Consider the following 22,861-nt stretch of genomic DNA (forward strand, 5'->3'; position numbering starts at 1 on the left):
CGGAAGCTAAGCCTCACAGCGCCGATGGTACTGCAGGGGGGACCCTGTGGGAGAGTAGGACGCCGCCGAACAATTCTTGAGAAAGGCCCACGCCGTCCGGCGTGGGCCTTTCTGCATTTCAGAACCCGCAGTACCCCGAAGGGCGGCGGAGCCACTGCAGAGTCAGAGTCGGCCCGCCGCCTTAAGAGCCAGGTACGCATCCGCGAGCGCCGGCGCCAAGTCCTCCGGCGTCGCGTCCACCACCGTCACGCCATGCCGTCGTAGCTGCTCAGCGGTGCGCCGACGCTCACTCTGCGCCTGCGCCGCCGCCGCTGCCTCGTACACGGCGTCAGCGCTGCCCCGGGACTCTGCCATTCGTGCGACGTGCGGATCGGCCACCGAGGCGACAAGGAGGGTGTGTCGTTGAGTGAGCTGCGCAAGCGCGGGGAGCAGACCCTGCTCCACGGGCGCCGCGTCGAGCGTCGTGAGCAGCACGATCAGGGATCGGCGAGGTGCCGTGCGCAGAGCGACCGCGGTCAGACCCCGGGCGTCGGTCTCGACGAGCTCCGGTTCCAGCGGGGCCATCGCGTTCACCAGGCCCGGCAGTACGTCTCCTGCCGAGCGGCCCTGGACGAGGGCCCGTACCCGGCGGTCGTACGCCAGGAGCGCCACGCGGTCGCCGGCTCGGGAGGCCAGCGCCGCGAGGAGGAGTGCGGCGTCCATGGAGGCGTCGAGGCGTGGCGCGTCGCCCACGCGGCCGGCCGAGGTACGGCCGGTGTCCAGGACCAGCAGGATGTGACGGTCGCGTTCGGGGCGCCAGGTGCGGACGGCGACAGCGGACTGGCGGGCCGTGGCTCTCCAGTCGATCGAGCGGGTGTCGTCTCCGGGGACGTACTCGCGCAGGCTGTCGAACTCCGTCCCCTCGCCGCGGGTCAGCACGCTGGTGCGGCCGTCGAGTTCACGCAATCGGGCGAGTTTCGACGGCAGATGCTTTCGGCTGGTGAACGGGGGCAGAACCCGTACGGACCAGGGCAGCTTGTGGGTGCCTTGGCGGGAGAACAGGCCGAGGGGGCCGTAGGAGCGGATCGTCACGCGGTCGGCTTGCCGGTCACCGCGACGGGTGGGGCGCAGCCGGGTCGTCACGCGTCGGCGCTCGCCCGGGGGCACGGTCAGACGGTGGCGGGAGGCCTCGATCTCGGTGCCCGGCTGCCAGCTGCTGGGTGGCCAGGCGTCCCGCAGCTGTGCGCGCAGGGGGCGGCGGGACGGGTTGGTGATCGTGAGCGTGACGTCGGCGGTTTCCCCGAGACGGGTGGAGGTGTCGCCGGACCGGGACAGGACGAGCCGTCGTACGGGGGCGGCGAGCGCGTAGTCGCAGGCGCAGGCGAGGGCCAGGGGGCCGTTGACCGCCAGGATGCCCGTCCAGGAGGGTTCCAGGATGCCGACGGGGATCGAGCCCAGGGCGGCGAGGAGGGCGGCGCGTCCGGTGAGTGCCATCAGCGCGGGACCGGGACGTGGGCGAGGATCGCGTTGATGACGGAGTCGGCCGTCACGCCTTCCATTTCGGCCTCGGGACGCAGCTGGACCCGGTGGCGCAGGGTGGGCAGGGCGAGTGCCTTGACGTCGTCGGGGGTGACGTAGTCGCGGCCCGTCAGCCAGGCCCAGGCGCGTGAGGTGGCCAGGAGGGCGGTGGCGCCGCGCGGGGAGACGCCGAGGGTGAGGGAGGGCGACTCGCGCGTGGCGCGGCAGATGTCCACGACGTACGCGGTGATCTCGGGGGACACGGTCGTCTTGGCGACGGCGGCGCGGGCCGCTTCCAGGTCGGCGGGTCCGGCGACGGGGCGGAGGCCGGCGGCACGCAGGTCTCGTGGGTTGAAGCCCGAGGCGTGGCGGGTCAGGACGTCGATCTCGTCCTGACGGGACGGGAGAGGGATCGTCAGTTTGAGGAGGAACCGGTCAAGTTGGGCCTCGGGCAGGGGGTAGGTGCCCTCGTACTCGACCGGGTTCTGTGTCGCTGCGACGAGGAACGGTTCGGGGAGCGGGCGCGGGGTGCCGTCGACCGTGACCTGGCGTTCCTCCATGGCTTCGAGAAGGGACGACTGAGTCTTGGGCGGGGTGCGGTTGATCTCGTCCGCGAGCAGGAGGTTGGTGAAGACCGGGCCCTCCTGGAAGGAGAACTCGGCGGTGCGCGTGTCGTAGACGAGGGAGCCGGTGACGTCGCTCGGCATCAGGTCGGGGGTGAACTGGACGCGCTTGGTGTCGAGTTCGAGTGTGGATGCCAGGGCGCGGACGAGCAACGTTTTGGCGACTCCGGGGACTCCTTCAAGCAGAACGTGTCCGCGGCAGAGGAGGGCGACGACGAGGCCGGTCACGGCGGGGTCCTGGCCGACCACGGCTTTGGCGATCTCGGCGCGCAGGGCTTCCAGGGAGGCTCGGGCGGTGCCCGCGTCCCCGGGGTTCCCGGCGTTGTCAGTGGTCGGGTCCATCATGAACGGCGTACCTCTCTTTCGAGGGCGTCGAGTCGGTCGGTGAGTGCGATGAGGGCCGCGTCGTCGCCGGGCGGCGGTCCGAAGAGGAGTGAGTGCAGGGCCTGTTGATCGCCGGTGAGGTGGGCGGACAGGGCGGGGAGCAGGGCCTCGGGCGCGTGTGCCTGGGTGACGGGGATGCCGACGAGGGGGGCGAGGCGTGTGCGGGTCGTGGAGCGAAGAGCGGTGGCCGCGCGGTCGCGGGCGTCGGCCCTGCGGTAGAGGCGGGCGCGGCCTTCGGTGGTCTCGGAGGCGCGGATCGCGACGGGGAGTTCTTCGGGCACGAGGGGACCGAAGCGGCGTGCTCGCCAGAAGGCGGCGAGGGCTGCTGCGACGAAGAGCTGCAGGGTGCCCCAGAGCCAGCCCGAGGGGAGCAGGTCGAGGAAGTTCTTTTGGTTGCCGTCGGCGGTGGCCGAGGTGTCGGAGAGTGAGGGGAGGTACCAGGTCAGATGGGGGCGGGAGCCGAGGAGTTGGAGGGCGAGCGAGGCGTTGCCCTGCTTGTCGAGGCGGTCGTTGTAGAGGATGTCGGGCGCGCCGAGTACGACGGTGTCGCCGCCCCCGGATGCCTCCGGGATGCGCAGCAGGGTGGCGAGACGCGCGCTGGGGTAGCAGCGGGCGGCGTCGAGTCGGGTGGTGGTGTAGCGGATGCCGCCGGTGTCGGCGCTGCCCGCGCGCCGGGCCTCGGGCAGGGTGCAGCCGGGGGTGAGCGTGGTGGCGCTGCTGGTGGCGGGGTCTGCGGTGACTCCGGGTGCGAGTCGTTCGACGGAGGGGCTGCCGGCCGCGACCAGGACGGTGCGCCCGCCGGAGGCTGCGAGGGCCCTGCGCAACTGGGTCTGTTGACGGGTCGTCAGCAGGTCGGGCACGGCGACCAGGAGAGTGGTGTCGGCACCCGCGGCGTCCCGTGCGGCCCCGAGCGTGGTGACCACGCGCGTGGAGACGCCCCGGTCGGCGAGGAGTTGGGCGACGGCACGGCTGCCGTAGGGGTCGGCGGAGCGCGGGTCCAGTTCGCCGTGCCGGTCGGTGGACCGTACGGCCGCCATGGCGACGGCCGCCACCAGGATGAGCACGGCGGCGAGCGCGATGCCTCGCGTGCGGGTCCACACCTGGCGGACGGTGGGCGCGGTGGAGGTCGTCGGCAGCGTGGCCTCAGCGGTCACTCGGTGGCCCCCTGGTGGGTGGTGTGGGCCGTGCTGGTGGTGCTGTGGGCGAGGGCGGGCCTGGCGCGTTCCAGGTCGCGGTCGAGTTCGGCGATGCGGTGGTACGCCTGCTCGGTCGCTCTGCGCCCGCCGTATGTCACGTCGTCGAACTCGCGGGCCGCGGCCCGTAGTCGCTCGGTGTGTGCGGGCAGGGTCCGGCCGGCCTCGGCGGCCGCGCGGTGTTCGGCGGCGCTGCGGGGTCGGTCGTCGAACAGGGCGGTGGTGGTGGGGGAGGGCTGCCTGTGCGGGGTGCCGAGGCGCCACCACAGGGCGCCCAGGACGGCGACGACGAACAGGATGACGACGACCAGGCCCGTCGTGCCGCCGGGTGTCGCCGAGGCGGCCGAGTTGAACAGCCGGTCGAGCCAGTCCCAGAACGCGTTCAGTGCGCGCTGGAACAGCCCGGGGTCGTTCTCGTGGTACAGCCGCTTGGACAGTTCTCGGCGAGCCGCCTCCCGCGCGGGATCGCGCGGGGTGGTCACAGGCGGCCCGTCTCCCGAGCCGCCCGCTACGCGGACGGCCGTGTCCGCGGTGCGCAGCAGGCCTCGTACGACGGTGCCGCCGACGCCGTCCGGGGCCGCCGCCGTGAGCACTCCCCCCGTGAGACCCACGTCAGCTCCCTGGGACGGGACCGGGGCCGCCGGTGCTCTGGACGCCGGCAGCGCGGGCCAGTTCGAGGTCGAGGGCCTCGCGGCGGATGCGCTGGTCGATGTAGAGGAGCACGGTGACGCCCGCGCTGATCGGCAGGGTGAGCGTGGTGCCGATCAGTGCGCCGATGCCCCGGATGATCAGGGCGGTCCAGCCGATGGGTCCGCCGGTGGTGCCGAGTACGTCGCCGGTGCTGTCGCCGCTGACGGCGGCCCCGATGAGGGTGAAGGGGATGGAGATGACCGACGCGACGATGACGGTGATCAGCAGGGTGAGCAGCACGATGCCGAAGGTGCGCCACCAGGAGCCGCGGACGAGCTTCGCGGAGCGCTTCAGGGACTTCACGATGCCCTGTCGTTCCAGCATCAGGGCGGGCGCGGCCAGGTAGAAGCGGATCCCCAGCCATACGCCGACGACGGTGGCCGCGAGGAGGCCCAGGACGAGCAGGGCGGCGCCGCCGTCGCTGTTGCCGGCGAGCGCGACGAGGAGGCCGGGCAGTCCACCGACGACTACGACACCGGCGAAGATCAGGCCCAGCAGGATCAGCAGTCCGAAGAGTTTCAGGATCTGCGGGCGGGATTCGCGCCAGGCCTCGCCGGCGGTGATCGACCTGCCGAGGACGGCCCGGCTGGTGATGGTCGTGAGCAGGGCGGTCAGGAGGATGATGGCGACCGTGCGGATCACCGAGACGATGCCGGTGCCGATCATGGTCTCGCGCAGGGCGTGGAGCGCTTCGCCCGGGCTGGCGTTGTTCGGGTCGTTGACGGCCGACCGGACGGCGGTGTCGTTCAGGACGAAGCCCTGCAGCAGAACCATGCTGGTGTTCAGGAGCAGAGAGACCGCCAGCGAGATGCCGAGGACCGTACGCCAGTGGGTGCGCATGGTGGAGACGGCGCCGTCGAGGATCTCGCCGACGCCGAGCGGGCGCAGCGGGATGACACCGGGCTTGGCCGCGGGCGGGGGACCGCCCCAGCCGCCGCCCCAGGCTCCGTAACCGCCGGGGGAGCCGTAACCGCCGGGAGGGCCGCCGTACCCGCCGCCGTGGCCGCCGGGGCCACCCGGCGGCTGGGTCCAGCCCGGGCCGGGCGGCGGGGGTGGCGGCTGGTGGGGGCTGGGGGCACCGGTGGGCGCGGACCACTGGCCGGGTGGCGGCTGCTCCTTGGACCACTTCACGCCTGGGCCCTGGGTGTCGGCACCCGGCTGCGGCGCGGGTGCGGTGTCGCCGGGGCGGTCGGCAGGCTCGGTGGGACCGGACGCGCCGGGTTCCCGCCCCTCGTTCGACGGGGCGGTTCCGGGCGAGGCCCAGCCCGGAGTGTCTGTCATCGAAGCTCCTTCTCGGTGCCCGTCCGCGGTCGCGGCGGCAGGTTGGCAGCCATCGTGCCATGGGGTGGTCATCGAGGGACCGGCCGCGGTGGGCGCTGGATGCCTTCAATTGTCCGCCGGATCCGGGGCAGACTGACCGCATGGCTGATCAGCAGGCGCGAACCGACGAGGACAAGCGGCCGACCGAGATACCCGCGATCCGATGGGAGGAGCCACCCGAAGGCCCTGTGCTGGTCCTTCTCGATCAGACGCGGCTGCCGACCGAGGAGGTCGAGCTGGTGTGCACGGATGCGTCGGCGCTGGTGGACGCGATCCGTTCGCTCTCCGTGCGCGGGGCGCCGCTCCTCGGGATCGCGGGGGCGTACGGCGTCGCGCTCGCCGCCGCGCGTGGCTTCGACGTGGCCGAGGCGGCGCGGGGCCTCGAGGGTGCCCGGCCCACCGCGGTGAATCTGTCCGTCGGCGTGCGCCGGGCGCAGGCCGCGTATCAGGCCGCGCTGGCGAACGGCGGTGATCCCACCGACGCGGCGACGGCGGCACTGGCCGCGGCGCGGGCGCTGCACCGGGAGGACGCCGAGGCCAGTGCACGGATGGCGGCTCACGGACTGGCGCTGCTGGACGAGTTGCTGCCCGGCGGCGGGCACCGGATCCTCACCCACTGCAACAGCGGTTCGCTGGTGTCGGGCGGAGAGGGCACGGCTTTCGCAGTGGCCCTCGCGGCGCATCGTGAGGGGCGGCTGCGGCGGCTGTGGGTGGACGAAACGCGCCCGTTGCTGCAAGGTGCGCGCCTCACGGCGTACGAAGCGGCCCGCACCGGCATGGCGTACACCCTGCTCACCGACAACGCGGCGGGTTCGCTGCTCGCGGCCGGTGAGGTGGACGCGGTGCTGATCGGGGCGGACCGGATCGCGGCCGACGGTTCGGTGGCGAACAAGGTGGGGAGCTATCCGCTCGCCGTACTGGCGCGGTACCACCATGTGCCGTTCATCGTGGTGGCGCCGGTGACGACGGTCGATCCGGACACTCCCGACGGCGGGGCCATCGAGGTCGAGCAGCGACCCGGCTTCGAGGTGACCGAGATCGCCGCGCCCCAGGTGCCGGTGACGGGAGCGGGAGGCGGTGTTCCGGTGGCGCCCCTGGGGACCCAGGCGTACAACCCGGCGTTCGACGTGACGCCGCCCGAGCTGGTGACGGCCATCGTCACCGAGGAGGGGGTGGTCTCACCCGTGACGGCCGAGGGGCTTGCGGAGCTGTGCGCCAGGGCAGCCGGGTGACGCCCGGCCGATCGGCCGGCGCCGGCTCGACCACATCCCGCGAAGAAGCGTGCCGTCCCCTCCGCTTCCCCCGCTCCATGGCGGGGGTCGGCGGACAGGGGCAGACAGTGACGGCCTCGTACGACTATCGTCACCGGCCAGTGACCTCGCTCACCAGCGCCTCTGTCACTGTTACGAGAATGGGATGATGTCGTTTATGAAGGGACGAGTCCTTGTCGTCGACGACGACACCGCACTGGCCGAGATGCTCGGCATCGTGCTGCGTGGTGAAGGTTTTGAGCCGTCTTTCGTAGCCGACGGTGACAAGGCGCTGGCCGCTTTCCGGGAGACCAAGCCCGATCTGGTCCTGCTCGACCTGATGCTGCCCGGTCGGGACGGCATCGAGGTGTGCCGGCAGATCCGGGCCGAGTCCGGGGTGCCGATCGTGATGCTGACGGCCAAGAGCGACACCGTCGACGTGGTCGTGGGCCTGGAGTCAGGCGCCGACGACTACATCGTCAAGCCGTTCAAGCCGAAGGAGCTGGTCGCCCGGATCCGGGCGCGGCTGCGGAGGTCGGAGGAGCCGGCTCCGGAGCAGCTGACCATCGGTGACCTGGTGATCGATGTGGCCGGGCACTCGGTGAAGCGGGACGGGCAGTCGATCGCGCTGACCCCGCTGGAGTTCGACCTGCTGGTCGCGCTCGCCCGCAAGCCGTGGCAGGTGTTCACCCGTGAGGTGCTGCTCGAGCAGGTGTGGGGCTACCGCCACGCCGCCGACACGCGGCTTGTCAATGTGCACGTCCAGCGGCTGCGTTCCAAGGTCGAGAAGGACCCGGAGCGGCCCGAGATCGTGGTGACCGTCCGTGGTGTCGGTTACAAGGCCGGGCCGAGCTGACGTGTCCGGGGACAGCGCCGCTTCGGCTCCCGGTCGGTCCGGGGCCCGTCCGGGGCGGCCTGTCGGCCGGACGGCGGGTGCCCGGTTCAGGAATGTCTTCGAGGGCGGCCTGCTCGAGGGCGGGGTCCAGGGCAGCCCGGTCATCAGGCTGTTCCTGCGCTGGGTGCGCCGACCGCTGCTGCCGGTGATGCGGCTGTGGCGGCGCAACATCCAGTTGCGGGTCGTCGCCACGACGTTGGTGATGTCCCTGGGCGTCGTCCTGCTGCTGGGCTTCGTCGTGATCGGGCAGGTGCGCAACGGCCTGCTGGACGCGAAGGTGAAGGCCTCGCAGAGCCAGGCCACGGGTGGCTTCGCGGTGGCCAAGCAGAAGGCCGACGAGGCGGCCAGCGGCGCCGGTGCCGGTGCGGCCGCCGGGAGCGGCACCGCGGACGGCACCGCGACCGCCGACGGCCGGCAGTCGCAGAACGTCATCCAGTGGATGAGCGACCTGGTGGAGTCGCTGTCCAGCGGCGGCGCGGGTGCCTTCGACGTCGTCACGCTGCCCGTCGGCGACGACAGCGGCGGCGGCCGCAGTCCGCGCGGATCGGGGAACGTCAACCCGACCTCCAGCGTGCCCGCCGACCTGCGCGAGAAGGTCAACGGCGGCACGATGGCCGCCCAGAGCTACACGCGGATCGTGTACTCCAACGGCAAGGAGTCGCAGCCGGCGCTGGTCATCGGCAAGCAGGTCAACGACCCCAACGGGCGGCCGTACGAGCTGTACTACCTCTTCCCGCTCACGCAGGAGGAGAAGTCCCTGAGCCTGGTCAAGGGCACGCTCGCGACCGCTGGGCTGTTCGTCGTCGTCCTGCTCGGCGCGATCGCCTGGCTGGTGGTGCGCCAGGTCGTCACGCCGGTGCGGATGGCGGCCGGGATCGCGGAGCGGCTGTCCGCCGGGCGGCTGCAGGAGCGGATGAAGGTCACCGGCGAGGACGACATCGCGCGCCTGGGCGAGGCTTTCAACAAGATGGCGCAGAACCTCCAGGTGAAGATCCAGCAGCTGGAGGACCTGTCGCGGATGCAGCGCCGGTTCGTGTCGGACGTCTCGCACGAGCTGCGCACCCCGCTGACCACCGTCCGCATGGCCGCGGACGTGATCCATGAGGCGCGCGAGGACTTCGATCCCGTGACCGCGCGCTCGGCCGAGCTGCTCGCCGATCAGCTGGACCGGTTCGAGTCACTGCTCGCGGACCTGCTGGAGATCAGCCGCTTCGACGCGGGTGCGGCGGCGCTGGAGGCCGAGCCGATAGATCTCAGGGAGGTCGTCCGGCGCGTGGTCAGCGGCGCCGAGCCGCTCGCCGAGCGCAAGGGCACGCACATACGCGTGCTCGGCGACCAGCAGCCCGTCGTCGCCGAGGCCGACGCCCGCCGTGTGGAGCGCGTGCTGCGCAACCTCGTCGTCAACGCCGTGGAACACGGCGAGGGCAAGGACGTCATCGTCAAGCTCGCCTCCGCGGGTGGCGCGGTCGCCGTCGCGGTGCGCGACTACGGCGTGGGACTCAAGCCGGGCGAGGCGACGCGGGTCTTCAGCCGCTTCTGGCGGGCGGACCCGGCACGCGCGCGTACCACCGGTGGTACGGGTCTCGGGCTGTCCATCGCCCTGGAGGACGCGCGGTTGCACGGCGGCTGGCTGCAGGCCTGGGGCGAGCCGGGTGGCGGCTCCCAGTTCCGGCTGACGCTGCCCAGGACCGCTGACGAGCCGCTGCGGGGCTCGCCGATACCGCTGGAGCCCAAGGACTCGCGGCGCAACCGCGGCCTCGACGAGGCCGGTCTGCCCGGCGGAGGCGGCGAGAAGCGGGCGACCGTTCCCGTGCAGCCGAGCGGCGCCCAGGCGTCCGCGCTGCCGCCGCGCGCCTCGATCGCATCAAGGGTGGCCCCCGCCGCCCCGGCTGCCGACCCGGCCGCCCTGCCCGGCAACGGCAACGGCGCGCGCGTGGTGCCCCGGCCCACCGGTGGCGCGCCGCGCGCGGACGACAGGCCCACCACGCGTCCGGCACCCGGTGCGGGCGCGACGCGGCCGGACACGGCCGATGCGCAGGACTCGACCGAGCCAGGGGAGGCATTTCGTGGGCGCTGACCGCAGGGGGGGCGCCCGGCCCCGGCCGGGACGCGCGGTGGCGTACGCCGCCCTGGGGGCCGTACTGCTGGCCGGGTGCGCTTCGATGCCGGACAGTGGGGATCTGCGAAACGTGGAGTCCACGCCGCGGCAGGACACCGGGGTCAGGGTGTTCGCCATGCCGCCGGCCGAGGGTGCCGGTCCCGCCGAGATCATGCAGGGCTTCCTGGAGGCGCTGACCAGCGACGACCCGGCGTACGACACGGCTCGCAAGTACCTGACGTCCGACGCGGCGCGCACCTGGCGGCCGGAGCAGTCGACCACGGTCCTCGCCAACGGGCCGAGCATCGAGCCGGACTGCCGGCCGGGCGCCGGCCCGGAGCGGGCCAACAGCGTCACCTGTGTCCTGGCGGGCAGCAGGGTCGCGACCGTGGACGCGCAGCAGGCGTACGAGCCGGTCGGCGACCCCTACCGCAAGAAGCTGCACCTCACCCGGGATCCCAAGAACGGGCAGTGGCGCATCGACTCACTGCCCGACGGTGTGGTCATGGGCAAGTCGGACTTCCAGCGCAACTACACCTCCGTCGACAAGTACTACTTCGCCTCCAACACGACGGTCCGGTCCACGGGGGAGCCGGTGGCGGTCGCCGATCCGGTGTTCGTGCGCAGCAAGGTGGACCCGATGACACAGATGGTCCGCTCGCTGCTGACCGGTCCCACCCGCTGGCTCGGGCCGGTCGTCAGGTCCAGCTTCCCGACCGGAACGGCCCTGCAGAAGGACGTGTCGGGGCTGGCGCCGGACGACCAGAACAGGCTGACCGTGCCGCTGAACCTGAAGGTGTCGCAGATCGCGGCGACCAAGTGCACCGAGATGGCGACGCAAGTGCTGTTCACGCTGCGGAACCTGGCGCCGACGCTGGAGTCCGTCGAACTGCAGGGCGTCGGTGGCCACCGGCTGTGCGACCTGAGCGAGGAACGTGCCGAGGCCACCGCCTGGCGCGGGTCGGCCAAGAGCCCCGAGAACCTGTACTACCTCGACGGCAGGCACCGGCTGGTGCGGATGCCGACAGGGAGCACCACCACCAGCGCCGTACCCGTGCCGGGTCCGCTGGGCGAGGGCGGCAGGACGTTCGAGTCGGTAGCGGTGTCGCGGGACGAGCACAGCGGGGCCGGCGTCGGCGACCAGGGCAGGTCGTTGTACGTGACGTCGCTGGCGTCGGGCGGTTCGCTGGGTCAGGCGCTGGTGACCAGCCAGGGGGCGGCCCTGGGCGAGCGGCTGACGACACCGAGCTGGGACGCCCGCGGCGACCTGTGGGTGGGCGACCGGGATCCGCGCCGTCCGCGGCTGTACGTCCTGGAACAGGGCGCCACCAAACCGCAGGCGGTCGCGGTCCCGGACCTGTCCGGCCGGATCAGGGATGCGCGGGTCGCCGCCGACGGGGTGCGGATCGCTCTGGTGGTGGAGGGGACGGACGGCCGGCAGTCCCTGCTCATCGGCCGGATCCAGCGCGACGACGGCACCGGACAGGGCACGTCGGTGGTCGAACTGCGGTCGGCGGCGCCCGACTTGGAAGAGGTCAGCGCCCTGTCGTGGGCCGGGGACAGCAGGCTGCTCGTCGTCGGCCGGGAGCAGGGCGGCGTGCTGCAGATGCGCTACGTCGAGGTCGACGGCTCCACGCTCGACGGGCCGGCGCCGGGCGCGCTCACCGGCGTGAAGTCGATCGCCGCGTCCGAGGACGAGCGGGTGCCGCTGGTGGCCTGCTCGGAGGACGGGATCGTACGGCTGCCGTCCGGTTCGCAGTGGCAGAAGGTGGACAAGGACGGGACGGCGCCGGTCTATCCGGGCTGAGCGTCGCGCGCTCCCTGCCTGGGCGGCCGCATCGCCCTTCACCCGCGTGAGTGACGGGCGGTGTGCGCTTCTCCGGGTTGTCCACAGGGCGTTTTCCACAGGGGTGGCCGGGCTGCTTCCGGCTTGGCACAGTGGTGGACATGCGGGGGTGGTGGCAGGACCTCACCGACCTGGTGCTGCCGACCGACTGCGCGGGCTGCGGAGCACCTCGTACGGTGCTCTGCCCGCGGTGCCGGGCCGCGCTGTACGGCCGTGCGCCGCGGCGGGTGCGGCCGGTGCCGGAGCCGGCCGGGCTGCCGGTGGTGCATGCGGTGGCTCCCTATGCGGAGGAGGTGCGCATGCTGCTTCTCGCCCACAAGGAGCGCGGTGTGCTGGCCCTCGCGGGGGCCCTGGGCAGGGCTCTGGCGGGAGCCGTGCGGGCGGGGCTCGGCGGGAGCGGCGCCGGTGCCGCTGCCGGTGCCGGCCCCGGCGGGGGTCCCGGTGCCGTTGCCGGGGTTTCCGGGCCCGTGCTGCTCGTCCCTGTGCCCTCCGCCCGGTGGGCCGTGCGGACGCGTGGGCACGACCCGGTGCGGCGGATGGCGCTCGCGGCGGCCGGAGAGCTGCGGCGTACCGGCACGCCGGCCAGGGTGGCGGCCGTGCTGCGCCAGCGGCGGCCGGTGGCTGACCAGGCCGGGCTGGACGCGCGGCGGCGCCTGGCGAACCTCGCGGGCGCGCTGGAGGTGACGGCGGGCGGTGGTCGGCTGCTCGGCACGGGGCACGTCGTGCTCGTCGACGACCTGATCACGACGGGCGCCAGCCTCGCGGAGGCGGCGCGGGCTGTCCGGGAGGTGGCAGAGGAGGGAACTGGAGTGAGAACAGTCGTGTACGGGGACGTAACTCGGGAAAGAAGGGATGAACGACGGATCGGAGCGCGGTGGGAGAGCGGGAAGTGGGTGCATGGTGCACCGGAAAAGACTGCCGTGAACACCCACCGGCGTGCGCTCCGTGCGGCCGTGGTCGCCGCTCCGCCGGATTCTTTCGAAATAAACAGGAACTGACCGCCGACCTGCATCGTTGCAGGTAGTGAGAGGGGTAATTCACTTGAACGGAGGTACGCCGGAGTAGAGGGTGACGACATCCGTCCGGGCGAGATATGTTCGGTTGTGAGGAAAGGCGCAGGCCACACCTCTCATATCGGAATGCCGTGTCACGGGTTTTGGGCAATCACCCGTGCCGGTGGGGTGGAGATCTCGCCCTTGGGGGAGGAGGAGGTGGAAGTCACCGAGTCCGAGGCCCGGTGATCACCGGGCCTGGTGCAAAAGGGAGATGCTCCGCCGATGGAGCGGAGCGATCCGGGAACGGAGTTCTGCGTGGACATCGTCGTCAAAGGCCGCAAGACCGAGGTGCCCGAGCGGTTCCGCAAGCACGTGGCCGAGAAGCTGAAGCTGGAGAAGATCCAGAGGCTCGATGCCAAGGTGATCAGCCTCGACGTCGAGGTGTCCAAGGAGCCCAACCCCCGACAGGCCGACCGCTGTGACCGAGTGGAGATCACCCTCCGCTCCCGCGGTCCGGTGATCCGGGCGGAAGCAGCGGCCAGTGACCCGTACGCGGCACTCGACCTGGCGGCGGAGAAGCTGGACGCCCGGCTGCGCAAGCAGCACGACAAGCGGTTCTCGCGCCGTGGCGCACGTCGGATCTCGGCGGCCGAGGTTCCCGACCACGTCCCGGGCGCAGCGACGCTGAACGGCAACGGCCTCCCCGTCCACGAGGAAGAGACGGACGGAGTGCCGACGAAGAAGATCGGCTCGCTGGAGGTCAAGGGCGAAGGCCCCCTCATCGTCCGCGAGAAGACCCACGTCGCCGCCCCGATGAGCCTGGACCAGGCCCTCTACGAGATGGAACTGGTCGGCCACGACTTCTACTTGTTCGTCGACGCAGAGACGAAGGAACCGAGCGTCGTCTACCGGCGGCACGCTTACGACTACGGTGTGATCCACCTCAGCACGGACCCGATGGTCGCTGAGGCGCAGCCCCCCGCGGCAGGTGGCACGCTCGGCGGCTGACCCGTCCGGCCCATGTCGAGCCGGTGCCCCTGGAAGCGCGTGTGCGCCCCCAGGGGCACCGGTGTGCGACCAGTTCACGCCTCGCCCGTCACCTCGGCGTCACCGGGGCATGAAATCATGGCCGGACCGGCCCAACCGGTGGGCCGCTGCCTTGGGTTGGCGATGGCACAGGACCACAGGCCACAGCCTTCAGGGGGAGGAACGATGGCGGACACCTTCGGACCGATGCGGGACGAGGATGGCGACGACGGTGTCATCGGCATGGGCCCGGGCCCGGACGCGGGCTCCGTGCGCGCGGAGCCGATCAGAGTCCTGGTCGTGGACGACCATGCCCTCTTCCGGCGCGGCCTGGAGATCGTGCTCGCGGCCGAGGAGGACATCCAGGTCGTCGGCGAGGCCGGTGACGGGGCCGAGGCCGTGGACAAGGCCGCCGATCTGCTGCCCGACATCGTGCTGATGGACGTTCGCATGCCCCGGCGCGGCGGGATCGAGGCCTGCACCTCCATCAAGGAGGTCGCCCCCAGCGCCAAGATCATCATGCTGACGATCAGCGACGAGGAGGCCGACCTCTACGAGGCGATCAAGGCGGGCGCGACCGGATACCTTCTCAAAGAGATCTCCACGGACGAGGTGGCGACCGCCATTCGCGCGGTGGCCGACGGACAGTCGCAGATCAGCCCGTCCATGGCGTCCAAGCTCCTCACCGAGTTCAAGTCGATGATCCAGCGCACCGACGAGCGCCGGCTGGTGCCCGCGCCGCGGCTGACCGACCGGGAGCTGGAGGTCCTCAAGCTCGTCGCCACCGGGATGAACAACCGGGACATCGCCAAGGAACTGTTCATCTCCGAGAACACCGTGAAGAACCACGTCCGCAACATCCTGGAGAAGCTCCAGCTGCACTCCCGCATGGAAGCCGTGGTCTACGCGATGCGGGAGAAGATCCTCGAGATCCGCTGACGGCTATCCGAGCAGGCCGGCGAGCCCCCTCGTCAGGGGCTCGCGCAGCTCAGGGGCGTCCACCCGCTCCACTCGGATGTCCGTGCAGTCCACCCAGGTCGCCGCCTCGACCAGGGCCTGGGCAACCGCCGGGACCGCCTTCTGGCCGTCCAGGGTGACCTGCCTGGCCACCAGCGTGCGGCCCTCGCGCGCGGGGTCCACCCGCCCGACCAGTCGGCCGCCGGCGAGCACCGGCATCGCGAAGTAGCCGTGGACCCGCTTCGGCCTGGGCACATACGCCTCCAGGCGGTGGGTGAAGCCGAAGATCCGTTCCGTGCGCGCCCGCTCCCAGATCAGCGAGTCGAACGGTGACAGCAGCGTGGTGCGGTGCCGGCCGCGCGGCGGCGTCGCCAGGGCCGCCGGATCGGCCCAGGCCGGCTTCCCCCAGCCCTCCACCTCGACCGGCACCAGGCCCGAGTCGGCGATCACCGCGTCGACCTGCTCACCCTTGAGCCGGTGGTAGTCGGCGATGTCCGCGCGCGTGCCGACGCCGAGGGACTCCCCGGCCAGCCGGACCAGGCGGCGCAGGCACTCGGTGTCGTCCAGCTCGTCGTGCAGCAGCGCGTCCGGGACGGCGCGCTCGGCGAGGTCGTACACCCGCTTCCAGCCGCGCCGCTCGACGCACACGACCTCGCCGTACATCAGCGCGCGCTCCACCGCGACCTTGGTGCCCGACCAGTCCCACCAGTCGCTGGTCTTCTTCGCGCCGCCCAGCTCCGTGGAGGTCAGCGGGCCCTCCGCGTGCAACTGCTTGATGACCTGGTCGTAGACGCCCTCGGGCAGCTCGTGGTTCCAGTGCGGGCGGTCGCGGTAGGCGCGGCGGCGGAAGGCGAAGTGCGGCCACTCCTCGATGGGCAGGATGCATGCCGCGTGCGACCAGTACTCGAAGGCGTGGGCGCCCTTCCAGTAGGCGGCCTCGACCGTCTTGCGGCCGATCGCGCCGAGCCGGGCGTACGGCACCAGTTCATGGGAGCGGGCGAGGACCGAGATCGTGTCGAGCTGGACCGCGCCGAGGTGGCGCAGCACGCCACGGGCTCCGGCCCGCCGGTCGGGCGCGCCGAGGAAGCCCTGGGCCCGCAGGGCCATACGGCGGGCGTCGTCCGCGGTGAGGGTGGTGGTCGGGCGCGGAAGGGTCGTCATGCTCCGGACGATAGGGGGTGCCACTGACAGCGCGGGGCGACCTGCGGTTTCAGTGCAGGCGTGCGGGCAGGTACGGCGCCGTGGACGGCAGGCCCAGGTCCGAGGGGAGCAGGGAGCCGACCCAGCAGTCGCGGCGCACGCCCTTGTTGTTGAGCGCGGAACGCAGGGTGCCCTCGATGGTGAAACCGGCCCTCTCGGCCACGGCGCGGGAAGCACGGTTGCCGACCTCGGCGCGCCATTCGACCCGGTCGACGCCGACCTCGGTGAAGATCCAGCGGCAGGCGGTGAGCGTGGCCTCGGTGACGTAACCGTGGCCGCGGTGCTCCTTGGCCGACCAGAAGCCGACCTCCGCCACGCCGAGCGAACGCATGGTGAGACTGAGCATGCCGGCGAGTTCCCCGCCGGTGAGGAACACACCGAAGGTGAACATCGAACCCTGTGCCCAGCCGTCGGGGACCAGCTCCTCGGTGAAGCCGCTCGCGTGCTCGGGCAGGTACGGCGAGGGCACCGTGGTCCAGCGCTGGATGTCGGGGTCCTGCGCGGCGTCGTACACCGCCTGGGTGTCGTGCGGGCCGACCGTGCGCAGAACCAGGCGGCCGGTGGTGAGTGTGACGGGTTCCATCGGCTGATTGTGCTCGGCGTTCCGCGGCCGGGCCATCGATTTTCGCTATATGTGAGCGCGTGATCACAGTTCGCGCAATTCCTCGCGCGGATGCGGCACTATCCGTGTGCCCCGTCCGTTGTCCGGGATGAGACAGCGACGAAGCAGCCGTCGGGCCGCCAGGCCTCCCGGCCCAGCCGGGTCCTCGCATACGATGGCCGTTGCTCAGTACGTCAAATGGAAACCGACCGTCCCAGGCCCGACCGGCAAGGAGACAAACCCCCGTGTCCGTCCTCTCGAAGATCATGCGTGCAGGCGAAGGCAAGATCCTGCGCAAGCTGCACCGCATCGCGGACCAGGTCAACTCCATCGAAGAGGACTTCGTGAACCTCTCCGACGCCGAGCTGCGGGCCCTCACCGATGAGTACAAGCAGCGGTACGCAGACGGTGAGAGCCTGGACGACCTGCTCCCCGAGGCGTTCGCCACCGTTCGCGAGGCCGCCAAGCGCGTCCTCGGCCAGCGGCACTACGACGTGCAGCTGATGGGTGGCGCGGCCCTCCACCTCGGCTATGTGGCCGAGATGAAGACCGGTGAGGGCAAGACCCTCGTCGGTACCCTGCCCGCGTATCTGAACGCCCTGTCCGGCGAGGGCGTCCACATCGTCACGGTCAACGACTATCTGGCCGAGCGCGACTCCGAGATGATGGGCCGCGTCCACAAGTTCCTGGGCCTGAACGTCGGCTGCATCCTCGCCAGCATGACCCCGGCCCAGCGCCGCGAGCAGTACGCCTGCGACATCACGTACGGCACGAACAACGAGTTCGGCTTCGACTACCTGCGCGACAACATGGCGTGGTCCCAGGACGAGCTCGTCCAGCGCGGACACAACTTCGCCATCGTCGACGAGGTCGACTCCATCCTCGTCGACGAGGCCCGTACGCCGCTGATCATCTCGGGCCCGGCCGACCAGGCCACGAAGTGGTACGGCGACTTCGCCAAGCTGGTCACGCGCCTGAAGCGCGGCGAGGCGGGCAACCCGCTCAAGGGCGTCGAGGAGACCGGCGACTACGACGTCGACGAGAAGAAGCGCACGGTCGCCATCCACGAGGCCGGCGTCACCAAGGTCGAGGACTGGCTGGGCATCGACAACCTCTACGAGTCGGTGAACACCCCGCTCGTGGGCTACCTGAACAACGCCATCAAGGCCAAGGAGCTCTTCAAGCGCGACAAGGACTACGTCGTCCTCGACGGCGAGGTCATGATCGTCGACGAGCACACCGGCCGTATCCTCGCCGGCCGCCGCTACAACGAAGGCATGCACCAGGCGATCGAGGCGAAGGAAGGGGTGGACATCAAGGACGAGAACCAGACGCTCGCCACGATCACCCTGCAGAACTTCTTCCGCCTCTACAACAAGCTCTCCGGCATGACCGGTACGGCGATGACCGAGGCCGCCGAGTTCCACCAGATCTACAAGCTCGGCGTGGTCCCGATCCCGACCAACAGGCCGATGATCCGCAAGGACCAGTCGGACCTGATCTACCGCACCGAGGTCGCCAAGTTCGAGGCGGTCGTCGACGACATCGCCGAGAAGCACGAGAAGGGCCAGCCGATCCTCGTCGGCACGACCTCCGTCGAGAAGTCGGAGTACCTCTCGCAGCAGCTCAGCAAGCGCGGCATCCAGCACGAGGTGCTGAACGCCAAGCACCACGAGCGCGAGGCGTCGATCGTCGCGCAGGCCGGCCGCAAGGGCGCGGTGACGGTGGCCACCAACATGGCCGGTCGTGGTACGGACATCAAGCTCGGCGGCAACCCCGACGACCTTGCCGAGGCCGAGCTGCGCCAGCGCGGTCTCGACCCCGAGGAGCACATCGAGGAGTGGGCCGCGGCCCTGCCCGCCGCCCTGGAGAAGGCCGAGCAGGCCGTCAAGGCCGAGTTCGAAGAGGTCAAGGAACTGGGCGGCCTCTACGTCCTCGGCACCGAGCGGCACGAGTCGCGGCGCATCGACAACCAGCTGCGCGGTCGTTCCGGCCGACAGGGCGACCCGGGCGAGTCGCGCTTCTACCTCTCCCTCGGCGACGACCTGATGCGCCTGTTCAAGGCCCAGATGGTCGAGCGCGTGATGTCCATGGCCAACGTGCCGGACGACGTGCCGATCGAGAACAAGATGGTCACGCGCGCAATCGCGTCCGCGCAGTCGCAGGTCGAGCAGCAGAACTTCGAGACTCGTAAGAACGTTCTGAAGTACGACGAGGTCCTCAACCGGCAGCGCGAGGTCATCTACGGCGAGCGCCGGCGCGTGCTGGAGGGCGAGGATCTGCACGAGCAGATCCAGCACTTCATGGACGACACGATCGACGCCTACATCCAGGCGGAGACCGCCGAGGGCTTCCCCGAGGACTGGGACCTGGACCGGCTGTGGGGCGCCTTCAAGCAGCTCTACCCGGTGAAGGTCACCATCGAGGAGCTGGAGGACGCCGCCGGTGACCGGGCCGGTCTGACCGCGGAGTTCATCTCCGAATCCATCAAGGAGGACATCCACGAGCAGTACGAGGCCCGGGAGGCGCAGCTCGGCTCCGAGATCATGCGTGAGCTGGAGCGCCGGGTCGTGCTGTCCGTCCTCGACCGCAAGTGGCGTGAGCACCTCTACGAGATGGACTACCTCCAGGAGGGCATCGGCCTGCGCGCGATGGCGCAGAAGGACCCGCTGGTCGAGTACCAGCGTGAGGGCTTCGACATGTTCACCGCGATGATGGACGGCATCAAGGAGGAGTCCGTCGGCTACCTGTTCAACCTGGAGGTCCAGGTCGAGCAGCAGGTCGAGGAGGTCCCGGTCGAGGCCGCGGAGCCGGTCGGCGAGGGTGTGCCGGAGACGGTTCCGGCGCAGGCCGGGGCGCGTCCGGAGATCCGCGCGAAGGGGCTGGACGTTCCGCAGCGGCGGGATCTGCACTTCTCGGCGCCGACCGTGGACGGTGAGGGCGGCATCGTGGAGCGCGACCTCGAGGAGGACGAGCCGGTGCGGTCCGAGGCGGACGGACTGACGCGGGCCGAGCGCCGGCGGCAGGCCAAGGGCGGGCGGCGCCGCAAGAAGTAACGCGGGGCGCCTGCGGCGCATCGACCGTTGACTGGGGCCGGGCTTCCTTTCGGGGGCCCGGCCCCTGTGCGTTCGGCCTGGTGGTCCGTCTGGCCGGTGGCTAGGGGCGGGGGCCCGTTTCCACCGCTGTGCAGCGCCAGCGGAGGTCCTGGCCGCGTTCCAGGCGGAAGGCCAGCGCGCGGAGTCGGTCGCTGGCGCTGATGCGGGCGAAGACCTCGAGGGTGCCCTCGCTGGGGACGTAGTAGCCGATGTCATGCACCACGGGGCGGGCTCCGCGGGTGCGCAGGGGGCTGCGTTCGGCGAGGCGGCTCAGCTCGTCGTAGGCGCGGCCGGCGGTGTGCCGGAGCATCCAGTGGACGGGCCGCTGGCCGCTCAGGACGGCCAGCAGACGGTCGGCGAAAACGTCGGTGGGGCGTACGGAGGGCAGGGCGGTCTCCGGCGGCGTGAACGCCGTGCCGGCGTTTCGCGTCGTGGTCGGTGGCATGTCACGCCTGCCCCTGATCGACGGCTTCCGGGGCGGCGCGCCGCCCGGGCGGCGGGTGTCGTGGCGGGTCGGCGGGCGGTGGTGCGGGTGGGCGGTGCGGCTTGTCGCCTTGGGCGCGGTGCGGCTCATGACCTTGTTCATGGGGTCCCCGTTCGGCGGGCCCGGTGGATACCGGGCGGTAACTCGCTGGTGGGGATCTTGTACGGGGGCGGGGAGCGGGGTGGCAAGGGAGGCGTGCGGCCCCCAGCGAGCGCGGAGAGGTTCACCTATCCGAGTGAGGCGGACGTCGCGGATCCCCGGTGTCCGGCGGGTCGCCCGGGTGAATGCGTGATCCGGAGTCGACGGCTCCCGGGGTGTGGGCACAGACCCGAAAGGGGACGGGCGCACGTATCCTGAAGGCTCTCCGGGAGACGCGGCAGCCGGCCTTCCCGGGGCCTCAGCGGAGCCTTTGAGCAGGAAAGAGCGGCCAGCATGCGCGTCTACGTCCCCCTGACCCTCCCCGGTCTCGCCGAGGCGCACAAGACGGGTGAGCTGGGGAGCGGCCCCTTCGTGGCGTATGCCGTCACGCCCGCGCTGCGCGAGTGGTATCTCTCCGAGGACATCGAGGAGCTGGAGTACGCGGCGCTCGGCCGGGCCGCGCTGGCCTCGCTGCGGCTGCTGGCCGCGGATCCGGGTGCGGTACGGCGCCGGGTCGTGGTCGCCGTGGACGTGGCCGACGGCGCCGCGAGCGTCGACCCGGACCGTGGGCTGGATCCGTCCGCCCTGGGCGAGGTGACCGTGACGGCGACCGTGCCACTCGCCAAGGCGGCCGCGGTGCATGTCGACGCCGATGACGCGGAGCGGGACGTGGCCGCGGCGGCGGACGCGCTGGAGGCGGCCGACGGAGGGGACGACGACGCGCAGTTCGTCGTGGACGGCGCGGACGATCATGAGCTGCTGTGGTACGCCACGCAGGAGATCCCCAACCTCGTCGGACTCGCCTGACCCGACCTGACCTGCGCGGATTTGCCGGCCGGCCGCGTTGTCAGTGGGGGCGGGTACGGTTTCTGGCATGGGGATGAAGGGCAACGCGCACATCGTCTGGGACTGGAACGGCACCTTGTTCCACGACAATGACGCGATCATCGGGGCGACGAACGCGGCCTTCGCCGAGCTGGGGCTGGAACCGATCACGCTGGAGCAGTACCGGTCGCTGTACTGCGTGCCGGTGCCGAAGTTCTACGAGCGGCTGCTCGGCCGGCTGCCGACCCACGCCGAGTGGGAGCTGATGGACGCGGTCTTCCACCGGTACTACGCCGAGCACCGGGCGCGGTGCGGTCTGACCGAGGGCGCGGAGGCACTGCTCGCGGGGTGGCGGTCGACGGGGCACAGCCAGTCACTGCTGAGCATGTATGTGCACGACGAACTGGTGCCGCTCGTGCGGGGGTTCGGGATTGAGGTGCACTTTCTGCGGGTCGACGGGCGTACGGGGCCGTCCGGGGGGAGCAAGGCCGAGCACATGGTGCGGCATCTGCGGGCGCTGAACGGCGTCGTGGAGCCTGCGCGGACCGTGGTGATCGGGGACGCGGCGGACGACGCGGTCGCCGCACGGGGTGCGGGGGCACGGGCGGTGCTGTACACCGGGGGGTCGCACAGCCGGGCCAGCCTCGAAGAGGCGGGGGTGCCGGTGGTGGACACCTTGGCCGAGGCGGTCGAGGAGGCCCAGCGAATAGCGGCGTAACCGCTGCGGTGCCTCGAAGCCGACGTCGGCTGCCGCTCCCCGGGGGTGCGGGGCTGTGTCGACATGCGGCTCCGCCGCGCGGGCGTGATCGGCCACACGCACCCGCAGCCGGCACCAGACCGCACCCCCTCTGCGGCGAGACTCCGCCCCGCCGCGCCTCAGCTCACCGGTGCCTTCGACCGCAGCACCCGGAGGAACTCGCGCATCCAGGTCGGGTGGTCGGGCCAGGCCCGGGAGGAGACCAGTGTGCCGTCGACCACCGCTTCGGTGTCCTGGAAGCTCGCTCCGGCCGCCTGCATGTCCGGCTCCAGCGCGGGGTACGCCGTGACCCGGCGGCCGCGCAGGCTGTCGATCGCCGCGGTGAGCAGCGGGCCGTGGCAGATCTGGGCGACCGGCCGGTCGGAGTCGAAGAATGCCTTGAGGATCTTGCGGAGCTCGGGGTCGTTGCGCAGGTATTCGGGGGCCCGGCCGCCGGGGATGACGAGGGCCACGTACTCGCCGGGGTCCACGTCGGCGAAGGCCAGGTCGGCGGGCCAGGTGTAGCCGGGCTTCTCGGTGTAGGTGTCGTAGCCGGGTTCGAAGTCGTGGACGACGAAGCGGAGGGTCTTGCGGGAGGGGGCCGCGATATGGACCTCGTAGCCTTCCTCGCGCAGGCGCTGGTACGGGTAGAGGACTTCCAGGGACTCCGCCGCGTCGCCGGTGACGATCAGGATCTTCGCGGGCATGTCGGCTCCTCCGGGTACTCCGGTGCTCTGTTACTAGCTGTGCTCCTGGGCGGGACTCACTGTCCCTGGCAACGTGCCAACACCGGGCGTGCTTGCCAAGAGGGCCGTCGCCGTTCCGGCCCACGTCCGAGCGCCGGGACCCCGCCCGGTGGCAGGGTGTCCTGCTCTCAGAGTGCGGTCAGGCTCCGCTCGGCGCGACTGGGCGCCCCCACCGGATACGCCACCACCCCCCAGCCCACCCCTGTGCAGAACGTCAAACTTCACCCCTCGGTTTTGTACACATACGGCTCATGACGGGCCC

19 protein-coding genes are annotated in these 22,861 nt (G+C 71.3%); 10 read left to right on the top strand and 9 right to left on the bottom strand.

All coding sequences use genetic code 11. The annotated features are described in order from the left end of the window. Window positions 1-162 precede the first annotated feature (162 nt). Genes ACFYZB_RS15565 through ACFYZB_RS15585 form a run of 5 tightly spaced genes read right to left on the bottom strand, consistent with a single transcriptional unit; the run spans window position 163 to window position 5,668 of the window. Complete coding sequence (locus ACFYZB_RS15565; RefSeq protein ID WP_388758612.1) at window positions 163-1,473, bottom strand: DUF58 domain-containing protein; 1,311 nt, start codon at window positions 1,471-1,473, stop codon at window positions 163-165. Continuing rightward, window positions 1,473-2,462 carry an AAA family ATPase gene (locus tag ACFYZB_RS15570; protein WP_388758614.1) on the bottom strand — a complete coding sequence of 330 codons (990 nt, stop codon included), beginning with the start codon at window positions 2,460-2,462 and terminating at the stop codon, window positions 1,473-1,475. Before ACFYZB_RS15570 ends, ACFYZB_RS15565 begins: the two co-directional genes overlap by 1 nt. After that, window positions 2,462-3,658 carry a DUF4350 domain-containing protein gene (locus tag ACFYZB_RS15575; RefSeq protein ID WP_388758616.1) on the bottom strand — a complete coding sequence of 399 codons (1,197 nt, stop codon included), beginning with the start codon at window positions 3,656-3,658 and terminating at the stop codon, window positions 2,462-2,464. Before ACFYZB_RS15575 ends, ACFYZB_RS15570 begins: the two co-directional genes overlap by 1 nt. Further along, a complete protein-coding gene (locus ACFYZB_RS15580) occupies window positions 3,655-4,308 on the bottom strand; it encodes a hypothetical protein (RefSeq protein ID WP_388758618.1) in 654 nt (217 codons plus the stop codon). Before ACFYZB_RS15580 ends, ACFYZB_RS15575 begins: the two co-directional genes overlap by 4 nt. Before the next feature lies 1 nt (window position 4,309). Then, window positions 4,310-5,668, bottom strand: a complete 1,359-nt coding sequence (locus tag ACFYZB_RS15585) for a glycerophosphoryl diester phosphodiesterase membrane domain-containing protein (RefSeq protein ID WP_388758620.1) — start codon at window positions 5,666-5,668, stop codon at window positions 4,310-4,312. A gap of 140 nt (window positions 5,669-5,808) precedes the next feature. On the opposite strand from ACFYZB_RS15585, the gene mtnA reads away from it, so the two are divergent. The 7 genes from mtnA to ACFYZB_RS15620 all read left to right on the top strand — a co-directional run bounded on the left by mtnA (window position 5,809) and on the right by ACFYZB_RS15620 (window position 14,756). Further along, the gene (gene mtnA / locus ACFYZB_RS15590; protein WP_351206977.1) at window positions 5,809-6,939 is read left to right on the top strand and encodes an S-methyl-5-thioribose-1-phosphate isomerase; all 1,131 of its coding nucleotides are present in this window, start codon (window positions 5,809-5,811) and stop codon (window positions 6,937-6,939) included. A 184-nt stretch (window positions 6,940-7,123) separates the two neighbouring features. Next, entirely contained in the window at window positions 7,124-7,813 is a 690-nt protein-coding gene (gene mtrA, locus ACFYZB_RS15595) for a two-component system response regulator MtrA (protein ID WP_351206979.1), read from the top strand. A 1-nt stretch (window position 7,814) separates the two neighbouring features. Further along, window positions 7,815-9,929 carry an MtrAB system histidine kinase MtrB gene (gene mtrB, locus ACFYZB_RS15600; RefSeq protein WP_388758624.1) on the top strand — a complete coding sequence of 705 codons (2,115 nt, stop codon included), beginning with the start codon at window positions 7,815-7,817 and terminating at the stop codon, window positions 9,927-9,929. Further along, window positions 9,919-11,757, top strand: coding sequence for an LpqB family beta-propeller domain-containing protein (locus ACFYZB_RS15605; RefSeq protein ID WP_388758626.1), 1,839 nt, complete (start codon window positions 9,919-9,921; stop codon window positions 11,755-11,757). Before mtrB ends, ACFYZB_RS15605 begins: the two co-directional genes overlap by 11 nt. A gap of 140 nt (window positions 11,758-11,897) precedes the next feature. Continuing rightward, entirely contained in the window at window positions 11,898-12,794 is an 897-nt protein-coding gene (locus ACFYZB_RS15610; RefSeq protein WP_388758628.1) for a ComF family protein, read from the top strand. 312 nt (window positions 12,795-13,106) lie between these two features. Then, window positions 13,107-13,799, top strand: a complete 693-nt coding sequence (gene hpf / locus ACFYZB_RS15615; RefSeq protein ID WP_388759058.1) for a ribosome hibernation-promoting factor, HPF/YfiA family — start codon at window positions 13,107-13,109, stop codon at window positions 13,797-13,799. Between the two features lie 204 nt (window positions 13,800-14,003). Next, the gene (locus tag ACFYZB_RS15620) at window positions 14,004-14,756 is read left to right on the top strand and encodes a response regulator transcription factor (protein WP_351206988.1); all 753 of its coding nucleotides are present in this window, start codon (window positions 14,004-14,006) and stop codon (window positions 14,754-14,756) included. 3 nt (window positions 14,757-14,759) lie between these two features. Here ACFYZB_RS15620 and ACFYZB_RS15625 read toward each other — a convergent pair whose 3' ends face one another. Further along, entirely contained in the window at window positions 14,760-15,935 is a 1,176-nt protein-coding gene (locus ACFYZB_RS15625; protein ID WP_388758630.1) for a winged helix-turn-helix domain-containing protein, read from the bottom strand. A gap of 49 nt (window positions 15,936-15,984) precedes the next feature. Then, the gene (locus tag ACFYZB_RS15630; protein WP_388758632.1) at window positions 15,985-16,557 is read right to left on the bottom strand and encodes a GNAT family N-acetyltransferase; all 573 of its coding nucleotides are present in this window, start codon (window positions 16,555-16,557) and stop codon (window positions 15,985-15,987) included. Window positions 16,558-16,820: 263 nt separating this feature from the next. Here ACFYZB_RS15630 and secA point away from each other — a divergent pair, with 263 nt between their 5' ends. Next, window positions 16,821-19,631 (top strand): preprotein translocase subunit SecA, encoded by a 2,811-nt coding sequence (secA, locus tag ACFYZB_RS15635; RefSeq protein WP_388758634.1) that lies wholly within the window; start codon window positions 16,821-16,823, stop codon window positions 19,629-19,631. Between the two features lie 100 nt (window positions 19,632-19,731). Here the strand turns inward: secA and ACFYZB_RS15640 are convergent, their stop codons facing one another. Further along, window positions 19,732-20,256: an Rv3235 family protein gene (locus ACFYZB_RS15640; protein WP_388758636.1), complete on the bottom strand. Its 525-nt coding sequence runs from the start codon at window positions 20,254-20,256 to the stop codon at window positions 19,732-19,734. A gap of 330 nt (window positions 20,257-20,586) precedes the next feature. On the opposite strand from ACFYZB_RS15640, the gene ACFYZB_RS15645 reads away from it, so the two are divergent. After that, complete coding sequence (locus ACFYZB_RS15645; protein WP_388758638.1) at window positions 20,587-21,099, top strand: DUF6912 family protein; 513 nt, start codon at window positions 20,587-20,589, stop codon at window positions 21,097-21,099. A 67-nt stretch (window positions 21,100-21,166) separates the two neighbouring features. After that, window positions 21,167-21,835, top strand: coding sequence for an HAD family hydrolase (locus tag ACFYZB_RS15650; RefSeq protein ID WP_388758640.1), 669 nt, complete (start codon window positions 21,167-21,169; stop codon window positions 21,833-21,835). A 158-nt stretch (window positions 21,836-21,993) separates the two neighbouring features. Here the strand turns inward: ACFYZB_RS15650 and ACFYZB_RS15655 are convergent, their stop codons facing one another. Beyond that, on the bottom strand, window positions 21,994-22,560 hold the full coding sequence (locus ACFYZB_RS15655) for a DJ-1/PfpI family protein (RefSeq protein WP_351207001.1): 567 nt from the start codon (window positions 22,558-22,560) through the stop codon (window positions 21,994-21,996). Between the last annotated feature and the right edge of the window lie 301 nt (window positions 22,561-22,861).

The organism is Streptomyces sp. NPDC001852 (assembly GCF_042891825.1).
GTDB lineage: Bacteria > Actinomycetota > Actinomycetes > Streptomycetales > Streptomycetaceae > Streptomyces.